Here is a 22210-nt window from a genome sequence, read left to right on the forward strand (position 1 = left end):
ATAGAAAATATATAGAACGATTAATCCAGTAAAATCAATTTCAGCAGTCATGCCAGGTGTTCACCGTTACTTGCTTAACGAAAGGTTATGGTAAAATCATTGACACTGAATTTCGTCCTTTGAGGCATATAAACCCTTCGGCCGCAGTCACACCCGCTTCTGCGCCGCGGAATTTTTCCATCATCTCATGACCGCACGCATATATTCCTGCGGGATCCTGACTGGTATGACAGTACAAAGCCTTACGCTTCGTTTCCTGTTCTTTTGTAATGTCAACATAATCGGTGGGATGGAACATCATGGTTTGATCACCTGCACACACTTCAAAAAAATAAAGTTGAAATTTCTTCTTTACGCGCATCCATGCTTGTATCGTTAAGAAGCTTGCCGCCTGATGGTCTTTATGTGAATCTATGGGCCAATGCGTAAAAACAATATCCGGCTTTTCATTTTGCATAAGCTCAGTCATCTTGGTGATCCATTCGTTGTTTACTTCCGTGTTACCATCCACTTGTCCAAGAAAGTACGATTTTACATTTAATATTTTGCACGCGGCTTCAGCTTCTTTGGTACGAATTGCTGAAGCCTCACTGTGTGATTTGCCTTCAATGCCTGCTTCTCCGCGTGTGAGATAGACCACCTTTACTTCGTGGCCCGCTGTGCTAAATTTTGTCAAAGTTCCACCGCATCCACTTTCGGGGTCGTCTGGATGCCCGCCTACACAAATGACTTTAAGTTTAGCTCCCTCGTTTTTAATTTTAGTTTCGGCCAATACCGATAACGGTAGCGTACCAATGCCCAAGGCGGATGCATTTTTGAAGAATTGTCTTCTCGACGATTTGAGAGTCATATGATACGTATTAAGAAGTTGGTTAAGGTTACTTCAATTGTCTGTTAATTTTAACTTACAATAAAGGAAATTCTAATAACGGTAGATATTGTTTGATGGAATGTTTTTAGAAAGTGTAAAGATGCAGGTTTGAAATAAAGAATTGTGCGTAGAAGCTGCTTCGTTTGGATAGATGCCTGAATATCGATTAGCGAGGCTTAACAATTTTGCTTAGAACTTTTACAACAACCTTCTTTATTAAACGTGTCATTAAATTGTCCAAGGCAACCATTAAGAAACTATAAATGGCACTAGTACCAATGATCAACGGAGTAACTTTGCCCACGATTAAATACTGTATGACGATCATTGGTAAAAAGTATACAGTGAATAGTATGATTTTTCGTTTCATAAACTAAAGCTAACAATATGGGTTCAAATAAGGAAAGTTATTAGCAGTCTCATTTCCCCAATGTTTTCTTCAAGGCAGGGCAATTTTGTAACTCAACCTTAGCGTCATGGGGGATGACGCTAAGGTGAACATCAATCCAACGATAACTACTGCGCTTTTTCAAATTCTTTTGCCAAAACAATCGAGCAATTGGATGTTGAGTTAATTCGAATTTTCTTCACTTCCTGGTAAGCAGGATCATGATAACATTGTAATGCGATTTCCTTGGATGGAAATTTAACAACTGCATTCATGGTCTTGGTGGAACCTTCAATAAGCATCGCTTCCCTGTCCGAGACTAATATCTCTGCGCCATATTTCTCAAATAACGGAAGTACTCCTTGTGGATATTTTTGATATTCTTCCGAATTATGGATATCGTAGCTAATAATATAATAGACGTTCATGATCAACTGAAGTTTAAATTTAAAAAGTGTATTCAGGTGGCGTGATTCCATTACATCTTAAATATACGATAGCCTGTCCCCTGTGGTGGGTAACGTGGTCCAGCGTGGCATGAAAACCTTTCAGAACACCATCGTTTGATTTTCCTTTAGCGATCGTTTGGGCTAAGGCGTCGTAGGCTTTGTGCATGGCATCAAGAATTTCCTGACGTTTCCCCAGTATTGGAGGAGGATTCCATGGTGTTTCAATTTTTTTCAGGTAGTTGTTTTCCCACCAAGAAATCCCGTAAACAATATGATTCATAAGTTCTTTAAAATTCCACACATCGGGTGATGGTTTAAAATCATAACGTGTTTCAGGCATGGCCTCCGCCACGGCAATTGAAACTTCCTGGAGTTTTCAATTGTTGATAATAATTCGTTCTTCATTTTCCTTGTTACTTTTTGGTAAAAGTAATGGGCCTAAAAAATGAGAACTTAAGAAATCTTGCTCTTTTGGAGCGACCGTCATTTTGTTTGCAAAGAGGTTTATGCTTGTATCGGAACATCAAATCACGTGAGTATTTTTCGTCCGGTAGTCTTTTTTGATCTGAATTTAGACGGGGAGATGCCATACTTTTTATTGAACGCGAATGAAAAATGTTCAAGGCTATGAAAGCCAGAAGAAAAACAAACCTGCGTTACAGGCAGCGTTGTAGTTTGTAACAGAACTTCTGCGTTTTTTAATCTCAGGTTTATTAAAAATTTATTGGGTGAATAAGATGTGAACGTTTTGAAGATTCTGCTAAAATGAAACATACTTACACAACAATGATCGGCAATATCCTTAAGCGATATATTATCCGCCAAGTGTGATACAAAATACAGCTTAGCTTTTTCGATGGTGCTGAGGTGATTTCGTTTCAGATCATCCTTAATTCGTTTACCCTCGTCTATGGAACTTAAGCTTTTCGTCACGGAACCGACAATGTCCATCACAATGGTGTCAAGTTCCATGCGAGAAGCACGGTGCTTCATGCATGCAACAAGTGCTGCGTGATGAAGGTATTCTACGTCGACTTCAGTTTTTAGCATAACGGAATGAACATCCGGATTGCCAAAAAAGTCTAACGTCGAACTTTTGTAATGCTCCAACAAGTGTTGATAAAATGTATCTGTAAATTCGAAAATCGTGCATTCGTCGGGTACCTCATGAACGTGGGTCACGGTATGTTCATAACCTGGTTTTGTAATAAGAACCCTCCCCGTGTGTGAGTCAAATGAGTTTCGAAAAACATTAAAAAGGAAATTTCCTTTTCGAATGAAGCTGATGCAAAAGGAATTTGCGTACTCGGGTTTGGAAGTAGTGCAGTCCGTACACCGGCATTTAAAATCTAAAATGCGATAGAAGTCGGATTCAAATAAAGTATGAATTAAGGCTTCCATATGGTAAAGTTTCTGGTACTTAGTCAAATTAGACGGACAGAAAGACAACTGTATGTCAGCAGGTATAATTTTTTACACAACTAAGGATCGTGAAAATCTTTACGTGAAGGACAAGTTGTTCAAAAACTCAAGGCTATGTTTTTGGCAATAGTCTAACCTCGATATTTTCCAGTATGATATCTGAAAGCTTTTTTAGTTGTCCATTTTTATAAAGTGCCTCCATATCCTCTAATGTCGCATCCGGAGTTTTAGGTTCATAATTTATATAATCCTGGAAGGTGATACCTTCCACAGCTCTTCTATTAACCGCTTCGCGAAACCGTACGCCGCCACCATCTGTTTCATAGCTATAGGCGAAGTAATCCAGCGTATGCGAATCTTTTTCGATCCAATATAAAAAGACATCTTCATGATCTTTCCCGCCGCCGTCTTCCTGGAACGTTACTTTTATAAGATCGTACTTTTTTCCTTTGATCTCGGTTTCTTTTATATATTTTTTTATAACTGCCCGATCATTTAATCCATAAGGCAGTAGCGCGAAATAAATCACGGAATTAACAGAATTGGTAAAAGCTTTTGCGCGTTCTTCCGAAATTTTCGCAAGACCGCCATTGATTTCTCGATGAAATCGGTCATTGGTGAGAACATCTTTGATATGGCCTGAGCTGTCCGGGAATTCTCGCGTGTACGTAAAAATACCTTCTTGCCGATGCGATACGTAGTGACGATTTCTGAAATCAAATTCAATATGGACGTTTTGAAAAAGCTCCCCGCCATGTTCGGCGATGGACTGGTCTACAGCCTTTTGAGCAGGATCTTCGTCACATGCACTCATGAAAACTGTAACAATAAAAATGTAAAGTAGGAATTTCATAATATCCAATAGCAATTTAAATTCCTTTCGGTTTTTAATCAATTGTAAATCTAACGTCACCATCCGGTAAAACCTGTACTGCAGTTGACAAATTGACGAATAATTAATGTCAGTTAAGTTTGTTTTGGCAACGTTATCAATTAGCGCAAAGTTGTTAGCGTGTAGAAATGAAGTTTATCTTTTATGAACTCTCTGTCTACCGTCGAAAAATATCTGGGCATTCCGATTTATGAGGGTCAAGGTCAACCTAATGAAAATTTTGCAACTATTTACGAAACCGTTTTCGTAGTGGTTTTTTCTGCACGAGGCTGTCTTTAATATGTTATACCGTATTTTTAAAATAACATGGCAGTAAAAAACAGAATGTTTATGTGCTTTGTGCTCTATCCTCATTTGTGAACTCACGACAAAATTCAGCAAGTTTATTAATACAAAATTAATGTACAGGTTCCGTCATGTCAGGTGAAAAGGAACTACTTGCCAGAAAATAAAATCAAACATAAACCCTTAAGCGTATGGAGCAATTCTATCATTTTATTCAAAAGAGAAGACCCCTGCGAGGCAATTTCAAAGCTTTCACGTTTCTTGTTGTATTGTTAACGGTACAGCTATGCATTGCAGATTGTAATGTTTTACTTGCAGAAAACTCAATTACTGTTCGGGGTATCGTCACAGATGATACGGATGCGGCCTTACCTGGTGTAAATATTATTGAAAAAGGAACAACCAATGGAACTGTAACTGATGCTCAGGGCGTGTATTCTTTAGTTGTTGCATCAAATCAGTCGGTTTTGGTTTTCAGTTTTGTCGGAACCATTAGTCAGGAGGTTACTGTTGGAAACCAGACTGATATCAATATTAAATTGTTAGGTGATGCAGCAACCTTATCCGAGGTTGTAGTTGTAGGTTATGGAACCCAGGAAAAGAAGGACATCACCGGCGCGGTGTCTTCTGTAAAAAGCGAGGAATTCAATCGTGGGATAATTAATACGCCAGAGCAATTGTTGCAAGGAAAGGTTGCCGGTGTAAATATTATTTCAGGGAGTGGCGAGCCAGGTAGTGCACAACTGATATCCATCCGGGGGCAAGGAAGCGTGCGGAGTGGTAGCACACCATTGTTCGTAATCGATGGAATGCCACTTGATAATTCCAGTACAGGTGGCGAAACGAATCCATTAAACTTTCTTAATCCTCAGGATATTGAGTCGATAGATGTATTGAAGGATGCATCTGCAACTGCCATTTATGGAGCACGTGGTGCTAATGGTGTAATCCTGATTACGACTAAAAAAGGTAAAGCTGGTTTTTCGAGCATTAGTTTTTCATCCAGTCTGGGAGTATCAAAAATGGCCAGAGAAATTCCGGTGTTTACCGCGGATGAATTTCGCGAGAATGTGGTGGCAATTGGGGGTGATCTAATTGATGAAGGCGGTTCCACGAACTGGCAGAAAGAAATATCACGTACTGCCTATACACAAAACCATAATCTTACCTTAGGAGGAGGTGCGGACGATCTGACGTATTATGCATCCCTGGGAATACAGAATCAGGAAGGAATTCTCAAAAACAGCAACCTCAAGCGATACACGGGAAGAATTAACGTTAATCAAAAATTACTGAAAGATAGATTGAACATCGACTTAAACCTTAATGCAACAAATACCTTAACCGAGCGGCCTCCGATCACAGATGTTTTGGGCGGTGCTTTAAGTATTAATCCCACGTACCCTGCCTACGATGCCAATGGTCAGCCTACGGTATTTGCCGACGTGATAAATCCAATTACCCGCCTGGCATTATATGATGATCTCACGAATACTACCCGCATCATCGGTAACATTTCGCCTTCAGTTGAAATAATGAAAGGTCTTATTTATAAACTGAATTTTGGGATTGATAACTCCAGTTCGGATCGCGACGTCCAATTTATTCCCAACACCACACCTCAGCAGCTTGGTGATCTAGATTCCTATTTCGTCAATAACAAAAACAGCCTTATTGAAAATTACATCACGTATACATTCAATACAGGTCCACATAATTTTTCCTTCCTGGCGGGACATTCGTATCAAAAAATCTTTGTTCAAACTCGTCATTGGAGCATTGACCGATTTGCCGTTACGGGTATTGAACCTCGTTACAACCCCGGGTTAGGACAAGAACTAGATTTGACGGACAATGCGCCTGAAGGCACAGCTGTAAGAAATGAGCTTCAATCTTTTTTCGGCCGGGTCAATTACGGCTTAAAGGATCGTTACTTGTTTACCGCAACGGTGCGGGCAGACGGCTCTTCAAAGTTTGGTGCCAACAATAAATATGGAACCTTTCCTTCTTTTGCATTGGGTTGGAGAATTTCGGAAGAACCTTTCATGGCGTCATCACCCCTCAGCAATTTGAAATTGCGCGCGGGATGGGGACAAACCGGTAACCAGGAAATACCCGGAAAGATTACGCAGGCTTTTTTCAGATCAACTGTTAATAGCTCTTCAAGCTACCCGCTGGCACCAACGGGTACATATCCTGCGGGTACAACTTATGTACGTTTTGCCAATCCAAATATTCAGTGGGAAGTTTCAACGCAAACCAACATCGGACTCGACTTCGGATTATTTGATGGAGCATTGTCAGGTACCGTGGATTACTTTAATAAAGTTTCCGACAATATATTGCTCGAAGTTATTTCGCCAGATCCGATTCAGCCATTACCAAGATATTGGACGAACGTGAAGGACATGACGATTACTAATAAAGGTCTCGAGATTGCATTAAACTATCAGTATACCAGTGGTAATTTTTCCTTTGGTGTAGGTGGCAACGTAACCTTTATCGATAATGTTGTGAAAGACTCCCCTTATACAGTTTTGACAACGGGGAGCGCCTCCGGCTCTGGGTTAACATCCGCCACGATCAATGGTTATGTCAACGGTGAACCGATTGGTACTTTCTACATGAAGGAATTTGCCGGCATTGATGAAAACGGACGGAGTATTTTTCGTGATGCGGATGGTGATGGACTTGACACAGACAAAGACAGGGTGTCTGCAGGGAGCGCATTGCCGAATACATTGTACAATTTTACGGCTAACATGAAATACAAAGGGTTTGATTTTGCCATTAATTTTAATGGTGTATCTGGTAATAAAGTTTATGATAACACGGCAAATTCAAACTTCTATAAGGCGCGTTTAGCCAAGTCGTTGAATACTACTTCCGCTGCCGTTGAATTTCCGGAAGAATCAACTACAAATCCTGCTTCTGTATCAACCCGGTATCTTAAAGACGCTTCTTTTTTACGGTTGAACAACGTGAGCTTAGGATACAATTTTAACCCCGAGGCATTGGGAATACAAAATTGGGTTCGGTCGTTACGTCTATCATTAACCGGACAGAATTTATTCGTTCATACAGACTACGATGGATATGATCCTGAAGTGAATTATGAACGGAACATTGACGATGTTACATCCTATGGCATCGATTATCTGAGCTATCCAAAGGCCAGAACACTTGTAATTGGATTGAATGTTACATTTTAATTTAAGGGATTTACCTATATGAAAAAGATAATAGTTCTATTGCTGCTGTTGTTCGGCATGATGATAATAGAGGGTTGCACAGACCTTGAAGAAGAAGTTCTTGATGAATCCCTGACTGGTGGAGCGTCTCCAAGCGAAGTCTTGGATGGCAGCTTAGCACCCGCATATGCCGTGTTACCAGGATTTTTTCAACACACCAATTATTTCACACTGCAGGAAATTTCTACCGATGAAGCCATTCTACCTTACCGGGGAGGAACCGATTGGGGCGATAATGGTATTTTTATTGATATGCACCGGCACACCTACACCAGTTCTCACGTTCGCATTAATGACGCATGGAATGCCATAACACAAGGGATTTCGAGAGCTGTTACGGCAATCAACGTGCTCTCATCTGCTGAAGGTGAGAATGCGGCTGTGTATCTCGCGGAAGCAAGGGGCTTGAGAGCGTATTATTCTTTGCTCAGCCTTGACCTTTTCGGTTTGGTGTTTGTAAAAGATGATCCCAATGAGACGTCCACAATCCTCCGTGGTAACGATGCGGTTGAATACATTAAAAGCGAACTGCTGGCCATTGAGAACGAAGTTATTAATACTGTCGGCCCCGGCCGTATAACTCAAGGCGCTGTTTGGGGCTTACTTTCACGGCTGCATCTTAATGCAGCTGTATACCGAGATCCATATGCGGACAATTTTAATTTTGCAACGGAGGATATGGATAAAGTTATCGAATACAGTAATAAAATTCTGGGCTTGGGACTGTATGAATTGTCTCCAGAGTATTTCGAAATTTTTGATGATGAAAATCATGACAACAAAGAACTGATCTTTGCTGTGGATCAGCGCGCGGATTTGAATGGGCATAACCGTCTTGCTTATTTTTCGTTGTCTGGCGACCAGTTTCCACTACCTGAATTTGTGAGAGCGAATGGCACAGATGGTCCTGGTATTACGCCTGATTTCTATGATAGCTGGGTAGCGGCATATGGACCTGATGACCCTTCTGTTGATCCGAGGTTCTTCAAAGAGAACTTAATTATCCCAGCAGATTCATGTATAGCCGCTGCGGACTTCGAGATCAATCGTGGAATTTTGAGAGGGCAACAGTATGGATTGCTTACCACTGCGCATGGACAGCCTTTCCTTAGATGTGATGATGGTGTTGGTTACCGGATTGGAAAATTGCGTAATGTCACAAGAGCAAATAAAACGCGACTCGTAAACTTTACACGGGAAATTGACTATACTACAGAAGGAAGTGGTTATAGCACCGGATACCGAGTTGAAAAATATGAATTCAGTAAGAAATCCGATACGGGAAGAAATAAGGGCGAAGCTGATATTGTCATCATTCGGCTCGCCGATGTTTACATGATGCGCGCTGAGGCAAAGCTTCGTAAAGGTGATGCACCGGGCGCCCTGGACGACGTAAACATTGTTCGTGCCTCAAGGACAGCAAGGGGAGTTCCTCCTCCTGCGCTTACAGTAATGGATCTTGATATCCTTTTTCGGGAACGAGGTTTTGAATTCTATTGGGAAATGCTTCGTCGCACCGATATGATCCGGTTTGGAAAGTATGAGGACACCTGGACGGAGAAGACAGATAACAATAAGTTGAAAAGATTATTCCCGATTCCTCAGAATGCGATTGATGGTGCGTCGCTCATGTCGGGATATCTTGTTCAAAATCAAGGATATTAAAAGGATATAACTCACACATTTCTTATTGGCCCTTCTTCGTAAATGGGGAAGGGCCTTGGCTTTACGTTTGGGCTACACTACACAATGAAATCGAAGAAATAAAACTTTAGTAATACGATGATTCCAAAATATTTTGCCTTTCTACATACACTCCTGGTGGCAATGTTATTCGCCGTTTCCTGTTCAACACCGAAGGAAAAGGAAATCACGATGAACCAGTTACAGGTTATTGGTAGTCATAACAGCTACAAACGGGAAATTGAAGATCCACTGATGGAAATTATACTTGGTAAAGACTCTGGTACAATCGGGCTGGATTATTTTCATATCCCTATTAAGGAACAACTTGACTTGGGTTTAAGGAGCCTGGAAATCGATGCATTGCATGACCCTCAAGGTGGGCGCTACAAGGCGCCGGTAGGCATCAAGTTGCTTTTGGAGAAAGGTATAACCCCAAAACCATTTGATACATTAAATCAACTGTCCGCGCCAGGGCTGAAAGTCCTTCATGTGCCGGATATAGATTTTCGTAGTCATTGTCTCACGTTCATAAGTTGCCTGACAGAGGTGAAGGAGTGGTCTGATTTAAATCCAAACCATGTTCCCATCATCATTACTATTAATCCTAAAAATTCCGGATTGAAGGAGCCTGGTTCAACACCGGTATTGCCGTTTACCAAAAATGTGCTGGACAGCCTGGATCAGGAAATATTATCTGTATTCTCATCAGCCGATCTCATTACACCGGATTTGGTACAGGGTGAATTTCCCACATTGCGGGAAGCCATATTATCATCGGGTTGGCCGACGCTCGATAAAGTTAAGGGGAAAATACTTTTTGTTTTGGATGCCGGCGCGGCGATTACCAACATGTACATTGAAAATTCAATTAAGGGGAAGCCGATGTTTCCCAACATAGAAGATGAAAATCATCCGTTAGCAGCTTTTTTTATCATGAATGATCCGAAAGAACAGCAAGAAGATATTAAGCAAAAAGTAAAAGCCGGATTTATGGTTCGTACACGTGCTGATGCAGATACGAAAGAAGCCAGGACGGGTGACTTGTCAAGACTTGAGGCTGCTATTGCATCCGGTGCGCAGGTTATTAGTACTGACTACTATCTTGACCGTCTTAGTCCCTCAGGCAAATTTCAAGTTTCACTAAGTAACGGAAAATATCAGACCTGTAATCCACTGATAGCGCCTGTGAAATGTCCGTTATAATAAGATAAACTTTATAAACGCTCCCGTGTTTTACCCCTGATGATTTGTCAGGTAACATTCGACATTGTCATTGGCGCGGATGAATTTGTTCGTTCCTAACATTGCAATATCGTTTTCCTAGTCCCTGCAAGAGCAAACCAACACAATCTTTGTTACTTAGCTAAAAGTAAATTAGATAATCTTTTCCGAATTCTTTATTATGCTAAAGCAAGCCAAGTACGTGATTTTATAAAAAGTAATTCAGTGCGGAGCCGCAAGTGAAATAGGAATTAAGGATAAGGTTTTTATAGGTTTAGTTTTGTCGTGTCATTTCATTCGTATAGTGCGTTTATAGTTTTCACGTTAAAGGTTTAACATTATGCCAATCGCTACACAAAGAGGCTATGATATTGCCAAATATCAAACTCCTACAGGGACGACGCTGCATTGCAAAGGTTGGGTGCAAGAAGCTGCACTTCGCATGCTTTTGAATAATCTCGATCCGGCTGTGGCGGAGAAGCCGGGCGAACTGATTGTGTACGGTGGCCGGGGAAAAGCTGCCCGCAATTTTGAATGCCTGGATCTGATTATTAAATCACTAAAGGAATTGGAGAACAATGAAACCCTGCTTGTGCAGAGCGGTAAACCTGTAGGGATACTCCGAACTCATGAGGATGCTCCAAGGGTTTTGATTTCTAACTCACAGCTCGTGCCGCAATGGGCCACGTGGGAACATTTTGATGAGCTCGAAAAAAAAGGACTTATGATGTTTGGTCAGATGACAGCAGGAAGCTGGATCTATATTGGCTCGCAAGGCATTGTACAAGGAACGTACGAAACTTTTGGTGCAGTAGCAGACAAGCATTTTAATGGAAGTCTAAAAGGAACGATCAGTGTAACCGCCGGACTCGGTGGCATGGGTGGCGCACAGCCTCTGGCGATTACAATGAATGAAGGGGTGTGCCTGGCGGCGGAGGTAGAAAAATGGCGTATAGATAAAAGGTTGTGGACGCAGTACATTGATTTAATGGTCGAAGATATTGATGAGGGGATTGACCTCGCATGGCAAGCAAAAACTAAAGGTAAGGCTCTGAGCATCGGCGTAGCTTGCAACGCAGTTGATCTTCTGCAGCGCCTGGCGGACAAAAAGTTAACGCCAGATGTACTGACGGATCAAACCTCCGCCCACGATCCCCTATATGGCTATGTTCCGCATACACTTACAGTGGAACAGGCAAATCTGCTGCGAAAGAAAAATCCATCTGAATATCTTCGTCAAAGTTATGACAGCATGCGCCGACACGTTGAGTTAATGTTAGCCCTCCAAAAATCGGGCGCCGTTACGTTCGACTACGGTAACAACATACGGGCCCGGGCGAAAGAAAGAGGCTTAGCCAACGCTTTTGATTTTCCTGGCTTTGTGCCTGCTTATATCCGCCCGCTTTTTTGCGAAGGAAAAGGACCATTCCGGTGGGCCGCGCTAAGTGGCGACCCCAACGACATTGCCGTTACGGATGATGTAATCGCAGATCTATTTCCTGAGAATAAAGGGTTACAGCGTTGGTTGAAACTGGCTAAAGAGCGCATTCAGTTTCAGGGTTTACCAGCGCGCATTTGCTGGCTTGGTCAGGGTGAAAGAGAAAAGGCGGGACTGGCATTTAATGAATTGGTAAAAACGGGTAAGGTTAAGGCTCCGCTTGTAATCGGTAGGGACCACTTGGATACAGGGTCGGTCGCATCCCCTAACCGGGAAACGGAAGGTATGAAGGATGGAAGTGATGCCGTTGCCGATTGGCCCATACTCAATGCGTTGGTAAACACTGCTGGCGGGGCGAGCTGGGTAAGTCTCCATCATGGTGGTGGTGTAGGTATGGGTTATAGTATTCACGCCGGTATGGTCATCGTGGCCGATGGTACTGATGCAGCTGCAAAAAGATTAAGCAGGGTGCTGCGCAACGACCCAGGTATGGGAGTTATCCGTCATGCAGACGCCGGCTACGAAGTTGCTATGGAGACTGCGAAAGAACAGGGTCTGGATTTAAATGAGCGGTTGAAATAATGCGCGCAACCTTATTAAAAAATATTGACCAATTGGTAAACGTGCGCGAGGATGATGTCTTGCTGCGCGGCAATGCTCTAGCGGCGCTTCCTATCATTTCAAAAGCATGGCTGTTGGTGGAGGACGGGAGAATTATTGATTATGGTCCGATGGATGCTATGTCAAAGACATTACCCGCGGGATGTGATGCTATAGACCTAACGGGAAGGCTGGTGTTGCCGGCGTGGTGCGATAGCCATACGCATCTGGTATTTGCAGCATCGCGCGAAGAGGAATTTGTAGACAAGATAAAAGGATTGAGTTACGCACAGATTGCTGCCAAAGGTGGCGGTATCTTGAATTCGGCTGCAAAGCTAAAGGATGCCAGTGAAGATGAATTATTCCAGGCAGCCTGGAAAAGACTGGAACAAATCAGCAAGATGGGTACCGGGGCAGTTGAAATAAAAAGTGGCTATGGTTTGTCAACTCAAGGGGAATTGAAAATGTTGCGGGTGATTAAGAAGCTGAAAGAAAAGTCAAACGTGCTTGTTAAAGCAACTTTCTTAGGCGCGCATACCTACCCTTTACAATTCAAGAACGACCATCAAGGGTATATAAGACTTATCATTGACGAAATGCTTCCGCGGATTGCTGAAGAAAAATTAGCGGATTACGTGGATGTCTTTTGTGAAGAAGGTTTTTTTTCGCCCATAGAGACCGTCCAGATTTGTCAGGCGGCGAAGCAATATGGCCTCAAGCCAAAGCTGCATGCCAATCAACTACATTGTTCTGGTGGCGTGCAGGCCGGTGTAGCTGTGAACGCTCTTTCTGTAGATCATCTTGAAAGTTTAGATGATCATGCAATTCAAGCGCTAAGCAACGCCACAACAATAGGAACAATGTTGCCGAATGCAGCTTTTTTTTTACGGATGCAATATCCGCTTGCTAGAAAGTTGATTGATACTGGTGCAGCTGTAGCGTTGGCATCCGATTATAATCCTGGATCATCACCAAGTGGAAACATGAACCTTGTGGTGGCCATGGGCTGTATAAAGATGAGGATGCTGCCTGAGGAAGCTATCAACGCCGCCACAATCAACGGTGCCTTCGCAATGGAATTGCAGAATGAAGTTGGAAGTATTCGCCGAGGTAAAAGGGCTAATCTTATTATTACGGCCCCTGTTAACTCAATTGCATACTTACCCTATTCTTTTGGTGAAAATTGGATTGATCAGGTAATGCTTAATGGCGGGTTTGTCTAGTTATTACTAGCGGGCTGATTCGTATCCAACAACATTTCGATGGCACGTATCCTTATTTACCGTGGAACCATTAACAAAAAAAGTGAATGATTTCGTTGCCCCCTGTGTGCTACGGATTTAAATTGAAAGATGCTACAGACCATAACCTCTTTCTTTCACCAGTATAAACAATCAGACATCGATCCGTTTATTCGCCGCAGAGCAGGAGAACAGAAACTTGGTGAAGTTGTAGCCATTCCCGCCGAAGAGTCGTTGCCGGCATTTCTTGATAGAACGCCTGCATCATTCATCGTAATTGGAATTGCCGAAGACATTGGGGTCCTGGCTAATTGTGGAAACGGTGGAACAGCAACAGCGTGGCGTTCGTTTTTACTTTCGTTTTTAAATATTCAATCAAATAATTTTACGCGAGCTGAAACTATTGCTGTGATCGGACATCTCTCGTTCGATGAATTAAAACATAGAATAGAAAAACAGCCGATCTCTCCGGAAGCAAAAGTCAAGGAATATCGGGATGCAGTAAAAATTATAGACGCCGCCGTAGAGGAATTAGTCCGATTGATCGTTATGCATCGAAAAATCCCTATCGTGATAGGGGGAGGACATAACAACTGTTATCCGCTAATTAAAGGTACAGCCACCGCGTTGGTATCAACCGAACCTTTGTATTCACAAGGTATTAACTGTGTCAACCTGGACGCACATATGGATTATCGGGCTGTAGAAGGAAGACACAGTGGAAATGGATTCAGGTATGCAAAGCAGGAAGGCTTTTTGAAAAACTATTTTGTTTTGAGTCTTCATGAAAATTATACTTCTCAGCATATTTTAAACGAAGTAGCTGACATAAAAGACATGGCTTTCATAACCTATGAGGATATTTTTATCCGGCAAAAAAAAACCTGGGCCGAAGTGTTGGAGGAGGCTGGAAAGTTTGTGACCAATGACTATTTCACCGGTATAGAATTGGATCTCGACAGCCTTTCGTATTTCCCTTCAAGCGCTGTTACACCCTGCGGCGTGGAATCCCGGGAAGCTCTTCAATATATTGATTACATGGCCAGAAATTGCAAAGTGGCTTATCTGCATATATGCGAAGGAATAGCTTCTAATGACGGGGGCCTTACCGGAAAATTGATTGGCTATCTGGTAAGTCATTTCATCAAGGCGCTTTCAACAAAGTAATTGCAGTTTCTTTACGTTCGCGACTGAGAATTCATAACACGCAACCGGTATGAGCTGATTTATTCACCAACATACCATGAGCGTCGCCAGCTGATTTAATTGCAACACACAGCATCTTTTTCCTGCAATTTTCATTTCATATTTGACGGAGCCTAATTGCGTCTCTGCTGTTTTAATTCTAATTTAATGGCATGAACGTACACGGTGAGGCGAAAGCAAAAAATACCTTCGATGCCATTGTTATTGGCTCTGGTATTACAGGCGGTTGGGCAGCAAAAGAATTATGTGAACACGGATTAAAAACACTCGTCATTGAACGAGGGCGTCCTGTAAAACATCTCAATGATTACCCTACGGCAACATTAGATCCATGGGACTTTAAACTCCGAGGTAGGCTTACTGCAAAGGAGCACCAGGACAATCCGATACTTAGCCGGTGTTATGCGTATGAAGATGCAACAAAACATTTTTTCGTAAAAGATACTGAACATCCGTATGTCCAGGAAAAACCTTTTGATTGGATTCGCGGCTATCAGGAAGGGGGTAAATCGTTGATATGGGCTCGTCAAACGCAGCGCTGGAGTCATTTTGATTTCGAGGCTCCCGCGCGCGATGGCTTTGCAATACCGTGGCCAGTTACTTATAATGAATTGGCCCCTTGGTATTCGCACGTTGAAAAATTTATTGGTATCAGTGGGAATCGTGATGGGTTAGAAACCTTGCCAGATAGCGAATCACTTCCGCCGTGGGAAATGAACTGTGTTGAAAAGCATATTCAGGAAAAAATAAAAACGCACTACCCCGACCGTTATCCGGTAATCGGAAGATGTGCTCACCTGACGGAACCTCAGGACATACATCTCCAGCAGGGAAGGGGAAAATGCCAGGCAAGACATTTATGTTACCGCGGCTGTCCTTACGGCGGATATTTTAGCAGCAACTCATCCACTTTGCCCTGGGCAGCAAAGACTGGCAACCTAACGATCCGTACAGACGCCGTTGTTCATTCCATCATTTATGATGAAAAGAAAGGAAAGGCAACAGGTGTCCGGATCATCGACGCAAACTCAAAAGAAGAAGTAGAATTTTATGCCAAAATAATATTTGTAAATGCGGCATGTCTTAACAGTAACCTCATTCTATTAAATTCGATCTCCTCGCGTTTCCCAAATGGATTTGGTAATGACAATGGTTTGTTAGGCAAGTATGTTGCTTTTCATAATTACCGCGGAAATGTATATGGCGAATTCGAGGGTTATGAAGATCAATACTATAGTGGGCGACGACCAACCGCCATCATGATGCCTTCATTTAGGAATGTTCATAAACAGGAAACTGATTTTTTACGGGGCTACATGGTGTTTTATACTGCAGCACGACAAGGTTGGAGTAGAAATGAAAAAAGTATCGGCGCAGAACTGAAAGACAGCGTTACGAAACCGGGAGCGTGGCAAATCTTTATGATGATGCAAGGTGAAACAATACCTAAAGCATCAAATCATGTTTACCTAAGCGTAGATAAAAAAGATACTTGGGGTATTCCGCTGCTCACTACGGCTATTGATTATGACGACAATGATGTTAAATCTCTTCAGGATTTTCATCAACAGGGAAAGGAAATGCTTGAAAAAGCCGGGTGCAAAAATATAGTCATCCACGACACAGGCCAGGCACCTGGACTTGATATTCACGAAATGGGCGGCGTACGAATGGGTAACGATCCGAAGACTTCCTTGTTGAATAAATGGAATCAGTTTCATAATTGTAAAAATGTTTTTGTCACGGATGGCGCAGCCATGGTTTCAACGGGAACGCAAAATCCATCGCTTACTTTTATGGCATTTACGGCACGTGCTGGCAACCATGCCGTCGATGAAATGAAGAAGGGTAACCTTTAGGATACTGCCTTATTAGGGCACCTTGTTTTTAGTTTCCTAATGACGAAATAATTGTATATATTCTGCTGATTTTGGTACACTTTTCCATCTTGGTTTCGTTTAAAACTAATACGTTAAACTGCATAACATGAGGATTTCAACGAAAGAAATACCCCCGCCTACAAATGATCTTATCAAAATTTTGAAACAAGAGTTGCCGGCTGCTTATTCCTGTGAGCTTTATGGCCTGGGCAAGAACAAAAGTATTATCGTAAGCAAATCCAATTCCGTGGGAGCACAAATTTCGATTCATGAAAATGAAATAACAATTCAAGGAGCACCTCCGCCTCCCTTTGCCTATTTTATGCCTTTTATGGTCTGGACTGAATTGGCTATTCTGTTGCCGTTTTTTGTTGGGGTATCGACGGTGTCGAAACTTAAAGAACTTGAAAAGGAGATAGCTGTGTTCCTGAAAAACAAATACGGATTAGCCGCAAATAACAGATGATATCTGTTGGTAGACGCTCAAAAAAATAATTCAGACCTTGCCGTTTGAAACTAATGCTATTTAGTGAAGTAATGACATTTATTGCTAGTGAACTTTGTCGGTGCATTACTATGAAGACTGTCAATCTCAGTTTTTAGAACATCTTTTAAGATCGGAGCGGATGCCATTTTATCAAATGATCAAAACCCAAAAATTGCCCGCTTCTGTGTCGGAGGTATGGGATTTTATTTCTTCGCCGGTTAACCTCAAGGAAATCACACCTGTCCATATGGGCTTCGAGGTAACCAACGGTATGGGTAGTGAAAAGATGTATCCCGGAATGATCATTACCTATAAAGTGAGTCCGTTGTTGGGAATACGCTTAAACTGGATGACCGAGATTACCCATGTCAAGGATTTGGAATATTTTGTTGATGAGCAACGCATTGGGCCATACGCCATGTGGCATCATCAGCACAAAATAGAACCTATTGCAAAAGGTACACTGATGACGGATATCGTGACGTATCAGCCACCATTCGGATTTTTTGGCGCAATAGCAAATACACTTATCATAAAAGGGCAGCTGCAAAATATTTTTGAATACAGAACGATCGCGTTGGAAAAAAGATTTGGGAGATATAGCGAAGGTCCCTAAGGCATGCCTTTTTATTCAATATAGTAAAATTCTATTTCCAAAATTCATCCTGCCAGTTTTCGCCAGCAGCAGGCTCGTTGTGGTGTTTTTCAATTTCAGCAAGTTGCTCCGGCGTAGCCACCTCCTGAATTTCATTAAACAACTGCCGTTCCTCAAAACGGATATGTTTTTCTAGTTCTTCTTCGATTAAGCCAAGGGCCACTGCATCTTCCGTTTCGGATTCGAATAAACGCTTGAGTCTTCTGTGTTCCGCGAGGGCCTTTTTTACTAACTCATGGTTATTGCCCAGCACTGGAAACACGTGATGCTCTTCGATTGCAAAATGAGGTGTCAGGTGAGTTTCCCAAAACCAATCGGCGTAATTTCTGATCCGATCGGGTTGAATTTTTCGTTTAAAGCCTTCTCTGATTTTCCAGCAAAACAAAAGCCCATGGTGGTGATCTCTGCTGACTGGCTTTAAAGAGTCATGACGCTTAATTGGTTTGTGCATGATGGTTTCGTTAAACGTATAAAGACAATGATGTAGCGAGAATTGTTAAGTTAACTTTTTATCATGATCAGCATCATTTTAAATTTCTCAGTCGCTTTCAGTGCGTGTGGAATATTTGATGGTAAGATGATACACTGGCCAGCTTCAAGGTGGTTAGCATTTCCGCCAATAATGATTTCGGCTTTGCCATCTAAAATCTGAGCGATTGCTTCATGAGGTGAACTATGTTCAGACAATCCTTCTCCTTTGTCAAACGCAAACAAAGTAATGTTGCCAGTTGGTTTTTTAACGATGGTTTTGCTTACAACCGCGTTATCAGCGTATTTGATGCTTTCGGTTGGTACAAATGCCGCAGAAGTTTTACTCTCAATATTCATGATGTAATTGTTAATGATTTTTTAATAACACACTGCACATGCGTACTTATGCGCAGCTTATAATTTGCGTAGACTTAATTTCGACAATATATTCGTCACGCTTTAGTAATTTGGTGCAAGGTCTGATGTTTGAGTCACCTTAAATATGATATTAGTCAGTTAATTCACTGATTCAAGCCAGTAGTTATTTGGTACTTAACTTAGAAGACTATTTATGAATAAGATATTTATTTTTTTTGTACACTACTTCCTCGTTGTAAGCATGCATTGTAATGCACAACATTTCAGTTCCGGCGACGTGTATCTCACCAACTATACAATGATGAAGGGACAATCTGTAATAGGCTTTGTTAAATGGAGATCCGGAGAGATCGTGTCTGTAAAGATTGAAGGAGAAGATAAGGGAGGCTTTAGAATTGATAAGTCGTATCGGCTGTCGGTTAACAGCAGCAAACTGAAAGACAAGAAGCAATGGTATGAAATTACACTAAAAGTAAGTGGTTCTTTAGGTGTGGTTTCAAAACAATTCAGAATAATGAATGATAATTTTATTAGGAACAAGGTGATTGCCCACCGTGGTGCATGGAAGAATACAGGAGCGCCCGAGAATTCAATAGCGGCTTTGAATCATGCTGTCAGGCTTGGTTGTGAAGGAAGTGAATTTGACGTGCGAATGTCTGCAGATTCCCTTCCCGTCATCAACCATGACCCTTCTGTTCAAGGTGTATCTATCGCAAAAACAAGTGCTGAAGAATTGTTGAAGTTGAAACTTGCCAATGGCGAACCTTTACCAACGCTGGAGGATTATTTGAAAGCCGGGATGATGCAAAGTAAAACAAAGCTCATTCTTGAAATAAAACCTTCTGAGCTTGGTAAAGAAAACTCCATTGCCGCCACACGTAAAATTGTGGCGTTGGTTGAAAAGCTTAAGGCGCAGGCATGGGTCGATTACATCAGTTTCGATTACGATGTATGCAAGGAAGTAATGAAGCTTGCACCTTATGCAAAGGTGGCTTATTTGAATGGCGATAAAACCCCGGCCGAACTTGCGTCGGATAATTTCTTTGGCCTCGATTATCACTACAATGTTCTTCAAAAGAACCCATCCTGGGTGCAGGATGCCAAAAGCAATAAACTAACTATCAACGTCTGGACGGTCAACGAGAAAGCAATGATGGAAGAACTTCTTGAAAAAAATGTAGACTTCATCACAACGAATGAGCCGGAGTTACTGCTATCCATCGTGAAATAAATTTCAAGAAAGAAAATATTTCAAACGATACGATGGGTAAAATCAAGTCAAGATGACCTCATTATACCAACCGTTATGCATTCTTTACTTTACCACCTTCATTATCCCCTGCATGGAATAAAAATGACCTGGAATGGTGCATACATAGGTATAGTCGCCGGGTTTATCAGGAGCAATGAAGTAAATGCTTTCACTGCTATGTGGTTCAAGAAGATTGGTGTGGTGCAATACTTTCGGCGTTTCAGGTATGTAATTTTTCTCCTGGCCTTCCAAACCTAATTTCATGGCCGTTTCTCCAACCTGAATGGCGCTTCCTGGAATTACAACCACCAGGTTGTGAAGCATGTCGTCATTGTTGGTGAATGTAATTTGCACCTTGCTTCCAGCCTTGACCTGGAATTGTTCGGGGGTGAATTTGAGTCCAGGCTTAGTTCCGACGTTGATCGTATAATCAGGAGCACCCCAGGAAGCCGGTTTTTTGGTAACACGTTTCGCCAACGACTTGGCTGCTGTCGGCGTGGTTGATTTCGACGTTGTCGGCTTCTTGGCTGAAGAGGTCATCGCCGCATGATCATGTTTGGGTGTAAAGGTTATGTTTAACTTATCTCCGTCGGGAATTGCGTTCAACGTGTAGTATCCTGTCGCGTGTAGAAGCGTTTTTCCATTAGCCGTCTTTACACCATCTGCTGTAATCTCGTGGATGTATCCCAAGCGTAAGCTATCAACAACAAGACGGGCTTTTAATCCATCTTCCGAAACCACAACACCACGGATAGGGCACGCCTTGGAATTGATCACAGGGCTACCATAGGAAGCGTGGTACTTATAGTTAAAGCCAGTCACCTTATAGGATTGAGGATCGCTGGCAAGTGTTTTGTCTACGGGCATGGTGTATTCAATTTCAAAGCCATCAGGCATCGCCCGTACTGTTTTCATTTCAAATGGCAACTTTCCCGTCCAGGCTAAACGTTGTAAGCTGTACAGTTGCTGTCCGGTTGAAGACCAGCCTCGACTTGTCATCCCGACAAAGAGAGAGCCGTCATTGCCCCACGCCAACCTCAATATACCCGAAGAAAACCCTTCGCGGAATCCAAAGACTGCACCTTGATATTGACCTTTTACTTTTTCAAGAGCTACACGCATGATTTTGCTTTGTCCCTGATCTCCTACAAGCAACTGATTCTCAAATGGACCGAATCTTCCCATTGTACTGTCAAATACAAATCCTGACGTAGAGATCCCGAAAATGCCATGGGGCAGCCAAACCGCAGGGGGTTTTATGCCTTTAACTTCTTTCGAGATATCAAACAACGGTCTGCCTGTACTTGGAACATCTTGCGGTTTTAATTTTACAGGAGAACCCGGAAGACTTGACCATTTAAGACTTTCTGCATTTCCAGCAAAGTCCCCTTTTTCTAAATGCGTCATTCTGCCTGAGCCTACCCAATCACCCTGATTTTCTGTGTAAAAAATATCGCCTACTGCATTAAACCCGTATCCGGCTGGTGATCGTAAGCCCGCTGCTACCGGCGTCATTTGTCCGTCGGGCGTAATTTCCAACAGCCATCCTCGCCATGGAACAAGACTAACACCATGTCCCAGGGAGTTACTCCAGCCCAAGTTTAATGTTACTAACATATTTCCATTCGGTAGGAACAATGGACCATAAGAGTATTCATGGTAGTTTCCCGACAATGGCCATGTATAAATTTTGTCGTACGAGTCTGCGATGCCGTCTTTATCGGTGTCGCGCAAGCGGGTTAACTCAGCGCGTTGCGTCACATAGATATCACCATCTTTCACAGCAAGTCCAAGCGGTTCATGCAAGCCGTGCGCGAAACGCTTAAAGATGGGTCTTTCAAAGCCCTTGACATAGGGATTTGAAATGATCCATACTTCGCCTCTCCTTGTGCAGACAGCTATCCCACCGTCTGGCAATGTAGCAAGGCCACCCACTTCAAGTATAATGTGTTCAGGTACGGGTAATGAGAACAAACGATAGTAGTCCTCCTCTTTTTCAATGGCCGTGGGTTTCTTGTTTTGATCTTCTTGCGCGACGGCCAAAGCAAAAGAAATTATAATCAGGAGCGCGGCTATGGTGAGACTGCGTTTTCCTTGGTGAAATGGTGTATTGACTTTCATGTTAGTACGATCGCTT

18 protein-coding genes are annotated in these 22210 nt (G+C 42.4%); 10 read left to right on the forward strand and 8 right to left on the reverse strand.

The window, feature by feature from the left end; all coding sequences use genetic code 11:
- Nucleotides 1–85: 85 nt before the first annotated feature.
- From P2W71_RS11850 to P2W71_RS11870, 5 genes are all read right to left on the reverse strand, one after another.
- Complete coding sequence (locus tag P2W71_RS11850; RefSeq protein WP_276371173.1) at nt 86–850, reverse strand: PIG-L family deacetylase; 765 nt, start codon at nt 848–850, stop codon at nt 86–88.
- 537 nt (nt 851–1387) lie between these two features.
- Nucleotides 1388–1687: a DUF1330 domain-containing protein gene (locus P2W71_RS11855; RefSeq protein ID WP_276371175.1), complete on the reverse strand. Its 300-nt coding sequence runs from the start codon at nt 1685–1687 to the stop codon at nt 1388–1390.
- A gap of 19 nt (nt 1688–1706) precedes the next feature.
- Nucleotides 1707–2060, reverse strand: a complete 354-nt coding sequence (locus P2W71_RS11860; RefSeq protein ID WP_276371177.1) for a DinB family protein — start codon at nt 2058–2060, stop codon at nt 1707–1709.
- 176 nt (nt 2061–2236) lie between these two features.
- Nucleotides 2237–3109 (reverse strand): response regulator transcription factor, encoded by an 873-nt coding sequence (locus tag P2W71_RS11865; RefSeq protein WP_276371179.1) that lies wholly within the window; start codon nt 3107–3109, stop codon nt 2237–2239.
- Between the two features lie 133 nt (nt 3110–3242).
- Nucleotides 3243–3983 carry a DUF6503 family protein gene (locus P2W71_RS11870; RefSeq protein WP_276371181.1) on the reverse strand — a complete coding sequence of 247 codons (741 nt, stop codon included), beginning with the start codon at nt 3981–3983 and terminating at the stop codon, nt 3243–3245.
- A gap of 515 nt (nt 3984–4498) precedes the next feature.
- Here P2W71_RS11870 and P2W71_RS11875 point away from each other — a divergent pair.
- From P2W71_RS11875 to P2W71_RS11915, 9 genes are all read left to right on the forward strand, one after another.
- The gene (locus P2W71_RS11875) at nt 4499–7519 is read left to right on the forward strand and encodes a TonB-dependent receptor (protein WP_276371183.1); all 3021 of its coding nucleotides are present in this window, start codon (nt 4499–4501) and stop codon (nt 7517–7519) included.
- An 18-nt stretch (nt 7520–7537) separates the two neighbouring features.
- Nucleotides 7538–9223 (forward strand): RagB/SusD family nutrient uptake outer membrane protein, encoded by a 1686-nt coding sequence (locus tag P2W71_RS11880; RefSeq protein WP_276371185.1) that lies wholly within the window; start codon nt 7538–7540, stop codon nt 9221–9223.
- Nucleotides 9224–9340: 117 nt separating this feature from the next.
- Nucleotides 9341–10447, forward strand: coding sequence for a phosphatidylinositol-specific phospholipase C1-like protein (locus tag P2W71_RS11885; RefSeq protein ID WP_276371187.1), 1107 nt, complete (start codon nt 9341–9343; stop codon nt 10445–10447).
- Between the two features lie 358 nt (nt 10448–10805).
- On the forward strand, nt 10806–12485 hold the full coding sequence (gene hutU, locus P2W71_RS11890) for a urocanate hydratase (RefSeq protein WP_276371189.1): 1680 nt from the start codon (nt 10806–10808) through the stop codon (nt 12483–12485).
- A complete protein-coding gene (gene hutI / locus P2W71_RS11895) occupies nt 12485–13726 on the forward strand; it encodes an imidazolonepropionase (protein ID WP_276371191.1) in 1242 nt (413 codons plus the stop codon). Before hutU ends, hutI begins: the two co-directional genes overlap by 1 nt.
- Nucleotides 13727–13855: 129 nt before the next feature.
- Complete coding sequence (locus tag P2W71_RS11900) at nt 13856–14911, forward strand: formimidoylglutamase (protein ID WP_276371193.1); 1056 nt, start codon at nt 13856–13858, stop codon at nt 14909–14911.
- 191 nt (nt 14912–15102) lie between these two features.
- The gene (locus P2W71_RS11905) at nt 15103–16809 is read left to right on the forward strand and encodes a GMC family oxidoreductase (protein ID WP_276371195.1); all 1707 of its coding nucleotides are present in this window, start codon (nt 15103–15105) and stop codon (nt 16807–16809) included.
- Between the two features lie 127 nt (nt 16810–16936).
- Nucleotides 16937–17296, forward strand: a complete 360-nt coding sequence (locus P2W71_RS11910) for a hypothetical protein (protein ID WP_276371197.1) — start codon at nt 16937–16939, stop codon at nt 17294–17296.
- A 175-nt stretch (nt 17297–17471) separates the two neighbouring features.
- Nucleotides 17472–17933, forward strand: a complete 462-nt coding sequence (locus tag P2W71_RS11915; RefSeq protein ID WP_276371199.1) for an SRPBCC family protein — start codon at nt 17472–17474, stop codon at nt 17931–17933.
- A 31-nt stretch (nt 17934–17964) separates the two neighbouring features.
- Here P2W71_RS11915 and P2W71_RS11920 read toward each other — a convergent pair whose 3' ends face one another.
- Entirely contained in the window at nt 17965–18423 is a 459-nt protein-coding gene (locus P2W71_RS11920) for a hemerythrin domain-containing protein (protein WP_276371201.1), read from the reverse strand.
- A gap of 50 nt (nt 18424–18473) precedes the next feature.
- The gene (locus P2W71_RS11925) at nt 18474–18800 is read right to left on the reverse strand and encodes a cupin domain-containing protein (RefSeq protein WP_276371203.1); all 327 of its coding nucleotides are present in this window, start codon (nt 18798–18800) and stop codon (nt 18474–18476) included.
- Nucleotides 18801–19014: 214 nt separating this feature from the next.
- Here P2W71_RS11925 and P2W71_RS11930 point away from each other — a divergent pair, with 214 nt between their 5' ends.
- Entirely contained in the window at nt 19015–20052 is a 1038-nt protein-coding gene (locus tag P2W71_RS11930) for a glycerophosphodiester phosphodiesterase family protein (RefSeq protein WP_276371206.1), read from the forward strand.
- A gap of 84 nt (nt 20053–20136) precedes the next feature.
- Here the strand turns inward: P2W71_RS11930 and P2W71_RS11935 are convergent, their stop codons facing one another.
- Complete coding sequence (locus P2W71_RS11935) at nt 20137–22194, reverse strand: plastocyanin/azurin family copper-binding protein (RefSeq protein WP_276371209.1); 2058 nt, start codon at nt 22192–22194, stop codon at nt 20137–20139.
- Nucleotides 22195–22210 lie beyond the last annotated feature (16 nt).

It is taken from the genome of Chryseolinea sp. H1M3-3 (genome assembly GCF_029360725.1).
GTDB lineage: Bacteria > Bacteroidota > Bacteroidia > Cytophagales > Cyclobacteriaceae > Chryseolinea.

Coding starts and splice junctions, on each gene's coding strand:
- P2W71_RS11850 (WP_276371173.1), bottom strand. CDS start 850: ATGACTCTCAAATCGTCGAGAAGACAATTCTTCAAAAATGCATCCGCC.
- P2W71_RS11855 (WP_276371175.1), bottom strand. CDS start 1,687: ATGAACGTCTATTATATTATTAGCTACGATATCCATAATTCGGAAGAA.
- P2W71_RS11865 (WP_276371179.1), bottom strand. CDS start 3,109: ATGGAAGCCTTAATTCATACTTTATTTGAATCCGACTTCTATCGCATT.
- P2W71_RS11870 (WP_276371181.1), bottom strand. CDS start 3,983: ATGAAATTCCTACTTTACATTTTTATTGTTACAGTTTTCATGAGTGCA.
- P2W71_RS11875 (WP_276371183.1), top strand. CDS start 4,499: ATGGAGCAATTCTATCATTTTATTCAAAAGAGAAGACCCCTGCGAGGC.
- P2W71_RS11880 (WP_276371185.1), top strand. CDS start 7,538: ATGAAAAAGATAATAGTTCTATTGCTGCTGTTGTTCGGCATGATGATA.
- P2W71_RS11885 (WP_276371187.1), top strand. CDS start 9,341: ATGATTCCAAAATATTTTGCCTTTCTACATACACTCCTGGTGGCAATG.
- hutU (WP_276371189.1), top strand. CDS start 10,806: ATGCCAATCGCTACACAAAGAGGCTATGATATTGCCAAATATCAAACT.
- hutI (WP_276371191.1), top strand. CDS start 12,485: ATGCGCGCAACCTTATTAAAAAATATTGACCAATTGGTAAACGTGCGC.
- P2W71_RS11900 (WP_276371193.1), top strand. CDS start 13,856: ATGCTACAGACCATAACCTCTTTCTTTCACCAGTATAAACAATCAGAC.
- P2W71_RS11905 (WP_276371195.1), top strand. CDS start 15,103: ATGAACGTACACGGTGAGGCGAAAGCAAAAAATACCTTCGATGCCATT.
- P2W71_RS11910 (WP_276371197.1), top strand. CDS start 16,937: ATGAGGATTTCAACGAAAGAAATACCCCCGCCTACAAATGATCTTATC.
- P2W71_RS11915 (WP_276371199.1), top strand. CDS start 17,472: ATGATCAAAACCCAAAAATTGCCCGCTTCTGTGTCGGAGGTATGGGAT.
- P2W71_RS11920 (WP_276371201.1), bottom strand. CDS start 18,423: ATGCACAAACCAATTAAGCGTCATGACTCTTTAAAGCCAGTCAGCAGA.
- P2W71_RS11925 (WP_276371203.1), bottom strand. CDS start 18,800: ATGAATATTGAGAGTAAAACTTCTGCGGCATTTGTACCAACCGAAAGC.
- P2W71_RS11930 (WP_276371206.1), top strand. CDS start 19,015: ATGAATAAGATATTTATTTTTTTTGTACACTACTTCCTCGTTGTAAGC.
- P2W71_RS11935 (WP_276371209.1), bottom strand. CDS start 22,194: ATGAAAGTCAATACACCATTTCACCAAGGAAAACGCAGTCTCACCATA.